This window comes from Glutamicibacter sp. 2E12, from assembly GCF_050030965.1.
Taxonomy (GTDB): domain Bacteria; phylum Actinomycetota; class Actinomycetes; order Actinomycetales; family Micrococcaceae; genus Glutamicibacter.
The window spans coordinates 3,811,095-3,826,139 of the sequence record NZ_CP188297.1 but is presented as its reverse complement, the minus strand read 5'-3'; the positions used below and the strand labels follow the sequence as shown (position 1 = coordinate 3,826,139).

Genomic DNA, 15,045 nt, shown 5'->3' with positions numbered 1-15,045 from the left:
GTTTCTTTGCAGAAGGCATAGAATGAAAACATCATGACTGATCTTTCGTTGATTCCCGTTGTTACCGAAGATACCCCGGTACGCGTTCGTTTTTGCCCATCCCCAACTGGTACCCCTCACGTAGGTTTGATCCGTACTGCCCTTTTCAACTGGGCCTACGCGCGTCACACCGGCGGCAAGATGGTCTTCCGCATCGAAGACACCGATGCCAAGCGTGACTCCGAAGAAAGCTACAACCAGCTTTTGGATGCTCTGGCATGGTTGGGTATCGATTGGGACGAGGGCGTCAACGCGGGCGGTCCGCATGAGCCATACCGCCAGTCGCAGCGTGGTGACATCTACGAGGACGTCATTGCCAAGCTTCGTGCTGCAGGCCATCTTTACGAGTCCTACTCGACCCCAGAAGAAGTTGAAGCACGCCACAAGGCAGCCGGCCGTGATCCGAAGCTGGGCTACGACAACTTCGACCGCGAGCTGACCGACGAGCAGAAAGCTGCGTTCAAGGCCGAAGGCCGTGAACCGGTATTGCGTGTTCGCATGCCGGATCACGACATCACCTTCAACGACTTGGTACGTGGCGAGATCACCTTCAAGGCTGGATCCGTTCCCGACTACGTGGTGGTGCGCGCCAACGGCAAGCCGCTGTATACCTTGGTCAACCCAATCGATGATGCGCTGATGGGCATTACCCACGTACTTCGTGGCGAAGATCTGTTGTCCTCGACTCCACGCCAGGTCGTCTTGTATGCGTTGCTGCACGATATCGGCGTTGCCCAGTACATGCCGCGCTTTGGCCACCTGCCATACGTTATGGGACAGGGCAACAAGAAGCTATCCAAGCGTGATCCAGAATCCAGTGTATTCCTGCACCGCGACAATGGTTTCATCCCGGAAGGACTGCTGAACTATCTCGCGCTGCTTGGCTGGTCGCTGAGTGCTGATGAAGATATCTTCTCGCGTGAACAGCTGGTAGAAGCCTTTGATGTAACGGACGTACTGTCCAATCCTGCCCGCTTCGATGTGAAGAAGGCAGAAGCAATCAACGGAACCCACGTGCGCATGCTCGAAGCGCAGGATTTCCGTAATCGTTTGGTTCCTTACCTGAAGGCCGCTGGTCTGGTGGGCGAAGAGTTGACTGAACGTGAAAACGACATCTTGGACCAGGCTGCGCCACTGGTACAGGAACGTATTGCCCTGTTGGGTGAAGCGACTGACATGCTTGAATTCCTCTTCAAGTCTGATGACGAAATTGTCATCGACGAGAAAGCACTCAAGGGAATGCCGGCAAACCTGGTTGAAGTTGTCGATGCTACTGTCCAGGGCCTCGAAACTCTTACCGAATGGAATGCCGAAACCATCCAGGCAGCACTGCGCACGAAGCTTGTGGACGAACTGGAACTGAAGCCTCGTCAGGCATTCGGACCAGCCCGCGTTGCTATCTCCGGAAAGCGCGTATCTCCACCGCTCTTCGAGTCCATGGAAATTCTTGGACGCGAGTCGAGCCTCAAGCGTTTGCGCGCATTTGGTGAGTCCCGCTAGCTATTCGCAGAAAGCCCGCTGAAAAGCACTTTGAGCGCCTCGGATGGTTCCAGTCCTGTGACTGGTCCTGTCCGAGGCGTTCGCTTTGATTTTGATGACGCGCTCGTAGATTTGCAAACGTCCGAAATCCGCGGTTTCTCGTCCATGTCGGAGCCGGAATGGCGGCTGCTTTTGCGGTTGAGGGTGATTAAGCCCGGGAGAGGTGCATCGCAGGCAAGCTCACGTTTGTGGAAAAGCGAGCAGTGCGGTTGCTGCGTGCGTACAGTTTGGCAGGATTAACCGCGCCCAGCGGATAAGCTTATACGCCTTGGATCGCTGGTTACGATATCACCGGTGCTCCTAAACCCCATTTTTGCCCCGTTCCTTGGCCGGTACGCTGAATTAGAGGGTCTGCCGGCACAAGCGCTTTGCATAGGGGATGACCCTGTTGGTGGCTATCCAAGTGCCGTTGATGGGGGACTCCAGTTAGCTTTCCAGGACCGTGCTTCACTTCACAAGAATTTCCCTGGCTGGCTAGTGGAGGATTTGGGATGACTGGCAACTGTTCTTTGCTGATTTTCCGCGGATTCTGCGTGGGATACCGGTCGCGGGACTCGATTTGTGTACTGAACATTAGGCCGGTATAGTTTTATCTCGTGCTACGGCAGTGGCCGGAATGACGCTCAGCTGGATTCCGGAAAGGCCAAGTCACAGTGGGATATGGTGTAATTGGCAACACAACGGTTTCTGGTTCCGTCATTCTAGGTTCGAGTCCTGGTATCCCAGCGCTTCACCAAAGAGATTTGGTGAGCTGAAGATTTATCTTCAGCATACGGCCCCATCGTATAGCGGCCTAGTACTCCGCCCTCTCACGGCGGCAACACGGGTTCGAATCCCGTTGGGGTCACCACAGTAAAACCGCGGAGAATTCCGCGGTTTTTGCGTTTCCCGGACAAAATCTGCATCAGGCTCGCGGGTTTCCTTGTTGGCATGAGGCAAGATAGTTCTCATGGAGTCGAATTCAGATCTGGCTAAGAGCTCAGGGCAGGAAACTGCCTCGCAAACCGAAATTGGCAGTGATTCCGCCGCGCGTTTGAGTGAGCTCCAGGAGCTGCTCGAAGAGCTTTCCTTTGTAAATGGCCAGCCACGAGAAGCCTCTGCATTCGAAGAACTGCGCAACAAGGCATTGCATCAAATCTCGGACTACCTGATTCCACGAGTCTCGAATCTCGGCGCACCGCTGCTGGTGGTCGTCGGTGGCTCCACGGGCTCGGGCAAATCGACTCTAGTCAATTCCCTCCTGGGGGAACCCGTCAGTCTCTCCGGCGCTGTGCGTCCGACCACACGGACTCCGGTCTTGGCTTTCAACCCTGTTGACCAGTCCTTCTTTGAATCTGAACGGATTCTTCCCGAACTTAAACGCGTAGCCGGCCGTGGCTTCAATGCACATGCCGGAGCAGCCAGTAGCCATGCGCTGTTGATGACGCCTCGTGAGCAGGTTCCACGCGGATTGGCCATCCTCGATGCCCCGGATATCGACTCGGTTTCCGACGAGAACAGGGAATTGGCGGGCCAGCTTCTGAACGCAGCAGATCTGTGGATTTTTGTCACCACAGCCAATAGATACGCCGATGCTCTTCCTTGGGATATGCTCACCGAAGCCGGCGCACGGAAAATTACCGTCTGCGTCGTCTTGAACAGGGTGCCACCGGGAGCCGAAGGCGATATTGTTCCGGATTTGAAACGCCTGTTAAGCGAGAAGGACCTGGATCCGTCGTTGCTGCATGTCCTGAACGAGACGCAACTGGATGACCAGAAATTGATTCCAAGTGAGCACGTGGAACCCTTGCTTGCATGGCTGAACTCACTGGCAGCAGATTCCGCTAAACGGCAGCAGATTGCGGCCCAAACACTTGATGGCGCGTTGCGGCGCACCACCGCAGATGTCAGTGAGCTAATCGCTGAACTACAGGAGCAGGAAAAACAGCTCGGTGAATTGCGCGCCCTTACCAATGAGCGCTTTGAGCAATCATTGGCCAGAATTAACGATTCGCTCAATGACGGCTCATTGCTGCGTGGCGAAATCCTGGCCCGGTGGCAGGACTTCGTAGGTGCGGGCGAGCTGCTGCGCGGAATCGAAGGCGCCATTGGACGGATGAGGGATCGTGTTGGCGCATTCCTGACTGGAAAACCGCCAGCGACCCATCGTGTTGAACAAGCCATCGAATCAGGCTTGCACATGGTCTTCATTGCCGAGGCAACCAAGGCCTGCCACGACGTTGACAGGTCGTGGAAGAACACGCCATTTGGCCAAGCGCTACGCTCTAATCTGCAATCGCCGCGCCCGCCACAGGATCTCAATGAGCAAGCTTCGGAAAGTATCCGGCTTTGGCAAAAAGATGTCTTGGACATGATTCGCCAGGAGGGCGCCGGGAAGCGCAAGACCGCCCGCATGGCTGCATTTGGAGTCAATGGGGTGGCGGTCATCCTGATGGTCGTGGTCTTTGCGTCAACAGCGGGCCTCACCGGTCTGGAAATCGGTATTGCTGGCGGCTCCGCATTGGTAGGGCAGAAACTGCTGGAAGCAATTTTTGGCGAGGATGCGGTACGTCGCATGGCCACCAAAGCCCGCAAGATGCTTGACACTCGGGCACGGGATCTACTGGATATGACCTCGTCGATCTATCTGGACGAGCTAGCTGCAAAATCACAGCCGGAGCTTGCCGATCGATTGGGCAAGATTACCTCAGCCTTGAGCAGCAAAGGGGCTCATTAATGTCCGAACGCAAGATTCTCAGAGCAGTCAGCGGTCTCAACTCGCAAATCAACAGCATCGTGGAAGCGATGCAGCTTGCAGAACCATACTTGGAGCCAGAAACCATCGATCTAGCCGCGGACGTTATCACGCGTGCTGAATCTCGGCGCCAGCTTTCATCCGAACATGTGGTTGTAGGACTTTTCGGTGCCACCGGCAGCGGAAAATCAACAATGTTCAACGCTTTGGTAGGAGAGCAGCTGGCCGCCACGGGTGTCATCCGCCCGACTACTACTGATACTGTCGCTGCAATCTGGGAACCAGAAGGATCAAGCGAACTACTGGACTGGCTGGAAGTGACTACTCGTCACGTCATGGGCGGTCAGGACAGCCGGGCACAACCTGGAAAGAAAAGGAAGTTCGACTCCGGTCTCTTGCTGTTGGACCTACCCGACATGGATTCCACGGCAGTGGACCACCACAAGATTGCTGCTCGCTTGGTGGGCCAGGTGGATTATTTGGTATGGGTACTTGATCCGCAGAAATACGCCGATGCCTCAATTCACCATGGATATCTCAATTCCTTGCGCAGCCAGCAGGGGAACCTGCTGATCGTCCTGAACCAGATCGACAAGATTGCAGAACAAGAACGCAAGCAAGTCGTCGATTCCTTGCGCGGCATCTTGGCAACGTCCGGCTTGGAGAACCTTCCCATCGTTTGCGCTTCTGCTGCCACGGGTGAAGGCGTCGCAGATGTGCAGGCCAAGATTGCGGCCGCGGCGAAAAACAAGGCACTTTCCACACGTCGACTCCGCGCAGATGTTGATCAAGTCATCCACCGCCTCAGTGAGGAACTCCAGGTGGAGAAGGTGCGCCTGCCTAGCCAGCTGCACCAAGCGGAGCTGGAGCGTGTGATCGCAAAAGCGCACGGCGCCCAGTACATTGCTGACGCAGTGGAGACCTCCTACCTGCTTCGGGGTGCTTCGCGAACAGGATGGCCTTTGACCACGTGGCTGGTGAAGCTGCGCAACGATCCGCTGAAGCGGATGAATCTCGGGCGCCGGCATGAAGACCCGGAATTGTCATTGACTTCGCGTCCAGTGCTTTCTGTCGCGGAGGCTGCGGCTATCGAACATGGCATCGACCAGTATGTTTCCGAGGCTTCCAATGATCTTCCGGAAAGCTGGAAAGAGCCACTGCGTGAAAAGGTGCACGCGAATACGGAGGTACTAGATGACGGCATCGATGCGGCTATAGCAGGCACGCCGCTAGGTGTTGAACGGTCATCGTGGTGGTGGCCGGTAGTCAAAGTCATCCAATGGGTGGCACTTGTTGCGGCCCTGGGCGGAGCCTTGTGGCTCGCGGGCTATCCGGTGGCTGGATACTTCCAATTCGACCTGCCTCCGGCTCCCCGGGTCGAAGGAATCGCCTTCCCGACGCTGCTGGTTTTCATAGGAATACTGCTGGGTATTGTCCTTGGCCTGGCTTGCTCGTTTGTCAACCGAATAGTCGCTAAAGTTAAGCGTAGGAAAGCGTTGAAGAACATTGAGCGCTCGGTATCCCACTTGGTCAGGCAGGCCGTGATTGATCCTGTTGACCAGCATTTGGACACCTTCAATAGTTATTCAGCATTGATTACCTCAGCTGCCAAGAAAGCCGATTAGAACTCTGTGACTACAAACCAACCAAACGTTGATGCAACGGTAGGTGACCTTGGGGAACAAGGCATCCTGGACGCGATGTTGCCGCTGCTTGATTCTGAACAAGCAAGTCTCGGGCCCGGCGATGACGCAGGCGCGCTGCGCGTGCGCGGAACGGAAGTTCTCGTCTCCGTGGATACCCTGGTTGAGAATCAAGATTTTCGGTTGATCTGGCCCAGCGGGCTAGAGCACAGAGCCTATGACATCGGGTGGAAATCCATTGCACAAAATGTTTCGGACATTAATGCGATGGGCGGTCACGCAACTGGCGCCGTGATTTCTTTGTCCCTGCCGAAAGACACTTCCGTGGAATGGGTCAGGGACTTCAGCCGCGGCATAGCCGAGGCTATTCAGGGACTTGGCGCACAGGAACTAACTATTCTCGGGGGAGACCTCGGGAAGTCCCAAGAAATTTCCGTCACCACTACCGTTCTGGGCGAATGCGAGCATGGCAAGGTCCTGAGGAGCGGAGTCCAAGTTGGAGACCGCATTGCCGTGGCAGGACGTGTCGGTGCAGCTGGGGCAGGGCTTTCCGTCCTTGAGCATGATCGCAACGAACAAGGCTGGAGCCGGGCAGTGCGCCGGCTGGTCCAGGCGCAGTGCCGTCCCGTGCCACCGTTGGAATCCGGCCCGCGTGCCGCGGAAGCTGGTGCTACAGCCATGATGGACATATCAGATGGGCTGATCCGTGACGCTGGACGCTTGGCCAAAGCCAGCCATGTGAATCTAGAGTTAGAGTCTTCCGCATTGCAGGATTATGCTGTTCGCCTGGAAGCCGCCTCAGAACTGACCGGCACCGATCCAATCTCGTGGGTATTGTACGGCGGCGAAGATTTTGGACTCCTTGCTGCCTTCCCAGAGGGAATTGAAATCCCAGAGGAATTCACCGTAATTGGTTCTGCCAAGCCGGCTAATGGCCGCCGCGCAGTAGTGAAACTTGATGGCAAGGTAGCAAAGCCCGAGACAGGCTTTGACCACTTCGGCTAGCTGCTCCGAACGTGCTTCATGAGCTGGCTACGCGCGGTCATTCTGGATGCGCAGCAGTTCAGAAAGCTCGTGGGCGGCACTAGTCACGGCTTCGTGGTGAATCTTCCCTGGCTGGCGCGTGAGTCGTTCAATCGGGCCAGATAAGGACAGGGCCGCAATGACTCGTCCGGACTGCCCGCGAACTGGTGCTGATACGGAAGCAACACCTGGCTCGCGTTCTCCCAGCGACTGGGCCCAGCCACGCCGACGGACGCCAGCCAGAATTGTCGGCGTGAAGCGCGCGTGATGCAATCCATCGACCATGCGTTCATTGTCTTCCCAGGCGAGCAGAATCTGGGCTGCCGAGCCGGCTTTCATGGACAGCTGGGTTCCAACAGGGATGGTGTCACGCAGGCCGATTGGACGCTCAGCACTGGCGATGCACACACGATAATCGCCCTGCTTGCGGAAAATCTGCGTGCTTTCACCGGTGAGGTCGCGAAGCTTGATGAGCACGGGGCCCGCGGCGCTGACCAATCGGTCTTCGCCAGCGGCGCTGGCGAGTTCCACCAGACGGTTCCCCAACTCAAAGCGGCCGTGCATGTCGCGTCCCACCAATCCATGGTGAACCAGCGATTGGGCAATACGGTGCACCGTAGGACGCGAGATTTCGGTGAGTTCTACCAGCTGGGACAGTGAAGTGGGACCATTCTCCAATGCGTTGAGAATGGCTGCTGCCTTGTCCAGTACGCCTACGCCGCTGCCTGTTGTCATGGTTCCAGTATCACGTCTCAGTATTTGAGATTCAAGTCCGCATACTGGAAAAGTCGATCTATGAAGTGTCAAAGTTGGAGTATCAAATGTTCGTAGCTTGAGGAGTGTGTCGCATGTCCGCCATGCAGTCGCCCCAGACATTGGCAGAAAAAGTCTGGAATGCACATGTTGTGCGCCGAGGAGAAGGCGAAGGTGAAGCCCGCCAGCCGGATTTGATCTACATTGATCTCCACCTGCTGCACGAGGTGACCTCGCCGCAGGCCTTCGAGGGCCTGCGCCTGGCTGGCCGTCCGCTGCGTCGTCCGGACCTGACGATTGCGACCGAAGACCACAACACCCCAACGCTGGATATTGACAAGCCCATTGCCGACCTGACCAGCCGCACCCAGATCCACACCCTGCGGGATAACTGCAATGAATTCGGTGTTCGCCTGCACTCCTTGGGCGACAAGGAACAGGGCATCGTTCACGTGGTAGGTCCGCAGCTGGGTCTGACCCAGCCGGGCATGACTGTTGTCTGCGGTGATTCGCATACCTCGACCCATGGCGCCTTTGGCGCTCTGGCTTTGGGCATCGGCACCTCGGAAGTCGAGCATGTCATGGCCACCCAGTCGCTGAGCTTGAAGCCGTTCAAGACCATGGCGATTAACGTCGAAGGCACCTTGAAGCCAGGTGTTACCTCCAAGGACATCATCTTGGCGGTCATCGCCAAGATCGGTACCGGTGGCGGCCAGGGGTACGTGCTGGAGTACCGTGGTTCTGCGATTCGTTCGCTGTCCATGGATGCCCGCATGACCATCTGCAACATGTCCATCGAGGCTGGCGCCCGTGCCGGCATGATTGCCCCGGACGAGACCACCTTCGAATACGTCAAGGGGCGCCCGCACGCACCGGCAGGCGAAGACTGGGACACCGCCGTCGAGGACTGGAAGCAGCTGCACACCGATGAAGGCGCGCGCTTCGACGATGAAGTCTTCTTGAATGCAGATGAACTTGAACCATTTGTCACCTGGGGTACCAATCCCGGCCAGGGTGTCTCGCTGTCTGAGAATGTGCCTTCTCCGGAAGACTTCGAAGACGAGAATGATCGCAAGGCCTGCGAGCGTGCTTTGAACTACATGGGTCTGACCGGCGGCACTCCGCTGAAGAACATCCGCGTGGATACCGTCTTCCTGGGGTCATGCACCAACTCCCGCATGGAGGACCTGCGTGCAGCTGCCCAGGTCATCAAGGGCAAGGAAAAGGATCCTGATGTCCGCATGATCGTGGTACCCGGCTCGGCGCGTGTTCGGCTGGAAGCCGAAGCTGAAGGCCTGGATCAGATTTTCAAGGATTTCGGTGCCGAATGGCGTTTTGCAGGTTGCTCCATGTGCCTGGGCATGAACCCGGATCAGTTGGCCGAGGGGGAGCGCTGCGCGTCCACCTCCAACCGCAACTTCGAAGGACGCCAGGGCAAGGGCGGACGTACCCACCTGGTGTCGCCACTGGTGGCCGCGGCTACCGCAATCCGTGGAACCCTCTCGTCGCCTAGCGACCTCGTCAACGCACCGGCTTCGGTCTAGGAAGGATCACCGTCATGGAAAAGATTGTCAGCCACACCGGTATTGGTGTTCCACTGCGCCAGAGCAATGTGGACACGGACCAGATTATTCCTGCCGTTTACCTCAAGCGCATCACCCGCACCGGGTTCGAGGATGCGTTGTTCGCGGGTTGGCGACGGGATGAGAACTTCATCTTGAACCAGGAACCTTTCAATACCGGCTCCGTGCTGGTGGCAGGTCCCGACTTCGGCACCGGTTCTTCGCGCGAGCACGCTGTCTGGGCGTTGAAGGACTACGGATTCAAGGCTGTGATCTCCGCTCGTTTTGCCGATATTTTCCGTGGCAACTCGGGCAAACAGGGACTGGTTGCTGCTGAAGTGACCCAGAGCGACATCGAATTGATCTGGAAGGAACTGGAGAACAATCCAGGCACCACGGTCACCGTTGACCTGGAATCGCGTACGGTCCAGTGCGGTTCCATCTCGGCACCGTTCCAGATTGACGACTACACCCGCTGGCGCTTGATGGAAGGCCTGGACGATATCGGCCTGACCTTGCAGCATGAGGAAGATATCACCGCATACGAAGCCAAGCGTCCAGCGCATAAGCCGCAGACTTTGCCGGCACGAACCGCAGGCTAAGCAACGAGTTCAAAGTAATTGGAATGGTCCGCTCATCCCTGACGTTGTTAGGGGTGAGCGGATTATTGCATTCCTGATGGAATGAATTTCGGCAGAGCATAATAGGTCTGTCTGAAAGCATGCTCACAATGTGTGCGCCACGAGATGATCTGGGCATACTGGCAGGTACAGAGGCGGTATGCTTACTTAGTCCTGCCAGTTCGAAAGCCTAGAAGCTTCGGCGGGCGATAACGACTACGCGATGAGGTAATTCATACATGGGTAAGATCCTGACGATCCATGGTGGTGTCCCGCTCAAGGGCACCGTACGAGTCGGCGGAGCAAAGAACCTAGTGCCAAAAGCCATGGTCGCGGCCCTGCTTGGCGATACCCCTTCGGTATTGCGCAACGTACCGGAGATCAAAGATGTAGCTGTCGTGCGCAGCCTTCTTGAAATCCACGGTGTCAAGGTTGACCAGGACCCTGAAACCGGCGATCTCACCATGGACCCTACCCAGGTCAAGACCGCCTCGAACCAGGCGATCGATGCCCATGCCGGTGACTCGCGTATCCCTATTCTTTTCTGCGGACCATTGATCCACGCCCTGGGCGAAGCGTTCATCCCGGATCTGGGTGGCTGCCGCATCGGCGACCGTCCGATTGACTTCCATCTGGAAGTGCTGCGCGACTTTGGAGCGATCGTTGACAAGGCAGCCGATGGCATCCGCATCTCGGCCCCTAATGGGCTGACCGGCGCCAAGGTTGAACTGCAATACCCAAGTGTTGGCACCACCGAACAGGTCCTGCTGTCGGCCGTTCGAGCCAAGGGTGTCACCGAAGTCAGCAACGCGGCCATTGAGCCAGAAATCCTTGACCTGATCTCGCTGCTGCAGAAGATGGGCGCCATCATCTCCGTGCACCGCGACCGCGTGATCCGCATCCAGGGTGTCGAGAAGCTTACGGGCTTCGACCACTCTGCGTTGCCTGATCGCAACGAAGCTGCATCATGGGCCTCTGCCGCGCTGGTCACTAAGGGCGATATTTTCGTCCAGGACGCGACCCAGCGTGATTTGACCGCTTTCCTGCACGTCTACCGCCAAATCGGTGGTGAATTCGACGTCAAGTCCGACGGCATTCGTTTCTATCACCCAGGTGGAGACCTTAATCCACTGATCCTGGAAACCGACGTCCACCCGGGCTTCATGACTGACTGGCAACAGCCGCTGGTAGTGGCCCTGACCCAGGCCAAGGGCGTATCGGTCATTCACGAGACTGTGTATGAGAACCGCTTCGGATTCACCGATGCGCTGGTTCGCATGGGTTCCACCGTCCAGGTTCACACCGACTGCCTCGGGTCCACCCCTTGCCGCTTCGGACAGCGCAACTTCAAGCATTCTGCTGTTGTCGTAGGCCCAGCGAAGCTGACCGGTGCCGACATCGATGTTCCTGATCTTCGTGGCGGTTTCTCCCATTTGATCGCTGCTCTGGCTGCCGAAGGCACCAGCAAGGTCACCGGCATTGAGATCATCAACCGAGGCTACGAGCACTTCATGGAGAAGCTGCAGGCCCTGGGCGCAAATGTCGAGCTGAGCAACTAAAGGGGATCCGATTCGTGGTAAAGATTCTGGCCGCTGGCGAATCTGCTAAGACTAAACGGGTTTTCTCGCTATTGGCGGGCATTGTCCGTTCTGCCATGAACGGTTTGATGGGCAAAACGTGGAAGGGCTTCGAAACCCTCCCTCCGGGCGGGTACATCCTCTGCCCCAATCACCTGACCGAGATTGATCCGTTGGTTGTCGGCCATGCTATTTACAGCAATGGCCGGCTGCCACGCTGGCTGGCCAAGGAATCCTTGTTCAAGATCCCAGTGCTCGGATGGATGCTGCGCGAGACCGGACAGGTTCCTGTGTCACGCAGCGCATCCAATGCTGGCGAATCGCTGGCCGCGGCCCGAAAAGTCTTGGACGCCGGCGGGGTCATAGTCATTTACCCGGAAGGGACGCTGACCCGCGACCCTGCTCTGTGGCCAATGGTAGGACGAACCGGTGCCGCACGTTTGGCCCTGCAGACTGGCGCACCAGTGGTACCGATGGCTCACTGGGGCGACCAGGAACTGCTGCCGCGCTATTCCAAGAAAATGTATCCGTTCCCGCGAAAGCACGTCACGGTGTCAGTTGGCCAGCCAGTGGATCTTGATGACTTGCGTGGTGGCCCGCGGACTCGGGCAGTGCTGCAAGAAGCCACCGATCGCATCATGGACGCGATCACCGCACTGACCGCAGAACTGCGCCAAGAAGAAGCACCAGCTGCGCGTTGGGATCCCAGCAAGCATGGCCAGTCGAAGACTGGACGCAATTTCGATACCCCGGATAACTAATTACCTTGATCAACACCTTCCAGAGGACTGACATTGACTAAGCCGCTACCACGCAAAATCGCCGTCATGGGCGCTGGCAGCTGGGGGACAACCTTCGCCAAGGTGCTTGCTGATTCCGTTGCAGACAAGGGCATCGACGTTCAGATTTGGGCCCGTCGCGAAGACGCCGCCACTGAAATCAATGAACGCCACACCAATTCACGCTACCTGCGCGAAACCAAGCTTCCGGCCAACATCACGGCATCATCGGATCCGAAGACCGTTCTCAACGACGCTGACCTTGTCGTCTTGGCGATTCCAGCTCAGTCGTTGCGCGAGGAATTGGCGAAGTTCAAAGAATTCTTTGAACCCGGTGCGGTCTTGCTTTCACTGATGAAGGGTCTTGAACGCGGGACCGATCTGCGCATGAGCCAGGTCATCGCCGAAGTCACCGGGTTGCCTGCAGAGCAGATCGCTGTGCTGTCCGGACCAAACCTGGCAATGGAAATCGCACGCGAGCAGCCAACGGCTTCGGTCGTGGCCTGCACCGATTCTGATATTGCGCAGTGGATTGCTGAACTGTGCTCTGCTGCATACTTCCGTCCTTACACTAATGACGATGTCTTGGGTGTTGAGCTTGGCGGAATCGTCAAGAACATCATCGCCCTTGCCGTTGGCATGTGCGATGGCATGGGAATGGGCGATAATACCAAGTCCACTGTCATCACGCGCGGCTTGGCTGAAACCACTCGCTTGGTCCTCGCCCTGGGCGGCCGTTTGGATACCTTGGCAGGTCTTTCTGGCCTAGGCGACCTTGTGGCTACCTGTTCTTCCTCGCTCTCCCGCAACAACACTGCAGGACGCCTGCTTGGCCAGGGGCTCTTCTTGGAAGAGGTCAATGACCGCATGTCGCAGACTGCGGAAGGCATCAAATCAGCACGTGCCGTATTCGACCTGTCCCAGGCCCATCACGTGGAAATGCCAATCACCGAAGCGGTGGTCATGGTCCTGGAGGGAACCTTGAGCGTTGAAAATATGGCTGCACGCCTGTTGTCGCGTGAATTGAAATCTGAAGGAGAACGTCACTAATGACTGAACGCAAGCTCCGCGTCCTCTTGCTCTTCGGTGGCCGTTCCTCAGAGCACTCCGTTTCCTGCGTTACTGCGGCCGGCGTCATGCACGCCATCGACCGCGAGCGTTTCGAAATTGTTCCGGTGGGCATCACCCGCGACGGCGGTTGGACCTTGCTGGAAGAGGATCCAGAAGGCTGGGCACTGAATACTGGCAAGCTGCCAGAAATTTCCTCGGTTGATCATCCGGTGCATCTTTCCACCGACGCGCAGAAGACATCATTGCTGTCCTACTCGGACTCCACGGTGGCAGATCTGGGCGAGATCGACGTGGTCTTCCCGTTGCTTCACGGTCCGTTCGGCGAGGATGGATCAATCCAGGGCATGCTGGAAATGGCTGGCGTTTCCTACGTTGGCTCCGGTATCGCAGCCAGTGCGATGGGCATGGACAAGCATTTCATGAAGGTAGTCTTCGAAGGGGCAGGCTTCAAAGTAGGCCCGTACGAAGTCATCACCAACAAGCAGTGGCTGCGAAACAGCGAAGCTGCCATGAAGCGTTGCGAAGACCTGCAGTACCCGTTGTTCGTCAAGCCGGCACGTGCAGGATCCTCGGTAGGCATCACCAAGGTAGACGAGCCTTCGGGGCTTCGTGCCGCTATTGAGATTGCCCGTGTTGAAGATCCCAAGGTGATCATCGAGCAGGGGATTGTCGGCCGTGAAATCGAATGCGGTGTTCTTGAAGGCCGCGGCTGCGAACCTTCGCGTGCCTCATTGCCAGGCGAAATCGCGGTGGCAGATAATGAGCACACTTTCTATGATTTTGAAGCGAAATATGTTGATGGCGCCGCCGCCGAGCTCAGCTGCCCAGCAGATCTGAGCGAAGAAGCCACTCGCGAGATCCGCGAACTTGCAGTGAAGGCCTTCGACGCTATTGATGCAGAAGGCCTATCTCGAGTTGATTTCTTCTACACTCCCGAAGGGGAGTGGATCATCAATGAAATCAACACCATGCCCGGCTTCACGCCGTCAAGCATGTACCCGCAAATGTGGGCCAAAACGGGAATTGAGTACCGTGAACTTATTGATGAGCTGATTGGGCTGGCTACCGACCGGAACATCGGTTTGCGCTAATCCGGGAATAGCCGTTAAAGCCTGAGGGTGTGTTGAAGAATCAACACACCCTCACGCTTTGCTTGTAGGCGATCCGCTTACAAGTTCACTGACTTGTCAACGCTGACGCACTTTTTGGAAGCCGGGATCTTCTGGGCTGCATCCGACAGCGTGGCCAGTACGGTACTTGACGGGATGACGTTAGGATCCAAGACGACTTCGGTCGCCGGCGTCCGGCCGTAAGTAGTCAAGGTCCAGATACCTGATTCTTCATCCTCATTCGCTACCCAGTCGACGTCATTAACGGATACGCAAGGGTCAGTAGTGGGTCCTGGAACTTCGACACCGCAGCGCAAGACAACTTTTGAAGGGTCGCCCCAGGCCGAGGTTGCCTGCGAGGTCGTTGAACGGCGCTCGGCATCATCGATGGCTTCGGGCAGGACAACCATCATTTCCGCACAAAGCGGGTTAGCTGCGTCCGGGGCAGCGTCCACGGAAGCAACTGACGCGCAGCCTGCAAGTACTGGTAGTAATAAAGTACCGCTCATCACCAATGCCGAAGTTTGAGCAAGTTTTCGGTTAAGTTTTGGTGACAGTCGGGCTTTCAAGCTGATTTTAGACACGTTATAAGACTA

Annotated in this window: 12 protein-coding genes and 2 tRNA genes; 12 read left to right on the top strand and 2 right to left on the bottom strand. The window is 56.8% G+C overall.

What is annotated here, in order from left to right; all coding sequences use genetic code 11:
- Nucleotides 1-33 precede the first annotated feature (33 nt).
- From gltX to thiL, 6 genes are all read left to right on the top strand, one after another.
- On the top strand, nt 34-1,539 hold the full coding sequence (gltX, locus tag ACP3TE_RS18135) for a glutamate--tRNA ligase (RefSeq protein ID WP_426734652.1): 1,506 nt from the start codon (nt 34-36) through the stop codon (nt 1,537-1,539).
- Nucleotides 1,540-2,232: 693 nt separating this feature from the next.
- Nucleotides 2,233-2,304: transfer RNA gene (locus ACP3TE_RS18130), tRNA-Gln, on the top strand.
- 48 nt (nt 2,305-2,352) lie between these two features.
- A tRNA-Glu gene (locus ACP3TE_RS18125) sits at nt 2,353-2,428 on the top strand.
- A gap of 99 nt (nt 2,429-2,527) precedes the next feature.
- Nucleotides 2,528-4,294, top strand: coding sequence for a dynamin family protein (locus tag ACP3TE_RS18120; protein ID WP_426734650.1), 1,767 nt, complete (start codon nt 2,528-2,530; stop codon nt 4,292-4,294).
- Nucleotides 4,294-5,937, top strand: coding sequence for a GTPase (locus ACP3TE_RS18115; RefSeq protein WP_426734648.1), 1,644 nt, complete (start codon nt 4,294-4,296; stop codon nt 5,935-5,937). Before ACP3TE_RS18120 ends, ACP3TE_RS18115 begins: the two co-directional genes overlap by 1 nt.
- 6 nt (nt 5,938-5,943) lie before the next feature.
- The gene (thiL, locus tag ACP3TE_RS18110) at nt 5,944-6,960 is read left to right on the top strand and encodes a thiamine-phosphate kinase (RefSeq protein WP_426734646.1); all 1,017 of its coding nucleotides are present in this window, start codon (nt 5,944-5,946) and stop codon (nt 6,958-6,960) included.
- A gap of 27 nt (nt 6,961-6,987) precedes the next feature.
- On the opposite strand, the gene ACP3TE_RS18105 is transcribed toward thiL, so the two are convergent.
- Nucleotides 6,988-7,713 (bottom strand): IclR family transcriptional regulator, encoded by a 726-nt coding sequence (locus tag ACP3TE_RS18105; protein WP_105659150.1) that lies wholly within the window; start codon nt 7,711-7,713, stop codon nt 6,988-6,990.
- A gap of 122 nt (nt 7,714-7,835) precedes the next feature.
- On the opposite strand from ACP3TE_RS18105, the gene leuC reads away from it, so the two are divergent.
- The 6 genes from leuC to ACP3TE_RS18075 all read left to right on the top strand — a co-directional run bounded on the left by leuC (nt 7,836) and on the right by ACP3TE_RS18075 (nt 14,431).
- Entirely contained in the window at nt 7,836-9,275 is a 1,440-nt protein-coding gene (gene leuC, locus ACP3TE_RS18100; RefSeq protein ID WP_426736255.1) for a 3-isopropylmalate dehydratase large subunit, read from the top strand.
- Between the two features lie 14 nt (nt 9,276-9,289).
- Nucleotides 9,290-9,895 (top strand): 3-isopropylmalate dehydratase small subunit, encoded by a 606-nt coding sequence (leuD, locus tag ACP3TE_RS18095; RefSeq protein WP_426734644.1) that lies wholly within the window; start codon nt 9,290-9,292, stop codon nt 9,893-9,895.
- Between the two features lie 257 nt (nt 9,896-10,152).
- Nucleotides 10,153-11,472, top strand: a complete 1,320-nt coding sequence (murA, locus tag ACP3TE_RS18090) for a UDP-N-acetylglucosamine 1-carboxyvinyltransferase (RefSeq protein WP_332503888.1) — start codon at nt 10,153-10,155, stop codon at nt 11,470-11,472.
- A 95-nt stretch (nt 11,473-11,567) separates the two neighbouring features.
- The gene (locus tag ACP3TE_RS18085) at nt 11,568-12,251 is read left to right on the top strand and encodes a lysophospholipid acyltransferase family protein (protein WP_426736253.1); all 684 of its coding nucleotides are present in this window, start codon (nt 11,568-11,570) and stop codon (nt 12,249-12,251) included.
- 33 nt (nt 12,252-12,284) lie between these two features.
- Nucleotides 12,285-13,319 carry an NAD(P)H-dependent glycerol-3-phosphate dehydrogenase gene (locus ACP3TE_RS18080; protein WP_426734642.1) on the top strand — a complete coding sequence of 345 codons (1,035 nt, stop codon included), beginning with the start codon at nt 12,285-12,287 and terminating at the stop codon, nt 13,317-13,319.
- Nucleotides 13,319-14,431 carry a D-alanine--D-alanine ligase family protein gene (locus ACP3TE_RS18075; protein WP_426734640.1) on the top strand — a complete coding sequence of 371 codons (1,113 nt, stop codon included), beginning with the start codon at nt 13,319-13,321 and terminating at the stop codon, nt 14,429-14,431. The genes ACP3TE_RS18080 and ACP3TE_RS18075 overlap by 1 nt, the downstream gene beginning before the upstream one ends.
- 77 nt (nt 14,432-14,508) lie before the next feature.
- On the opposite strand, the gene ACP3TE_RS18070 is transcribed toward ACP3TE_RS18075, so the two are convergent.
- The gene (locus tag ACP3TE_RS18070; protein WP_400289345.1) at nt 14,509-14,958 is read right to left on the bottom strand and encodes a DUF3515 domain-containing protein; all 450 of its coding nucleotides are present in this window, start codon (nt 14,956-14,958) and stop codon (nt 14,509-14,511) included.
- Between the last annotated feature and the right edge of the window lie 87 nt (nt 14,959-15,045).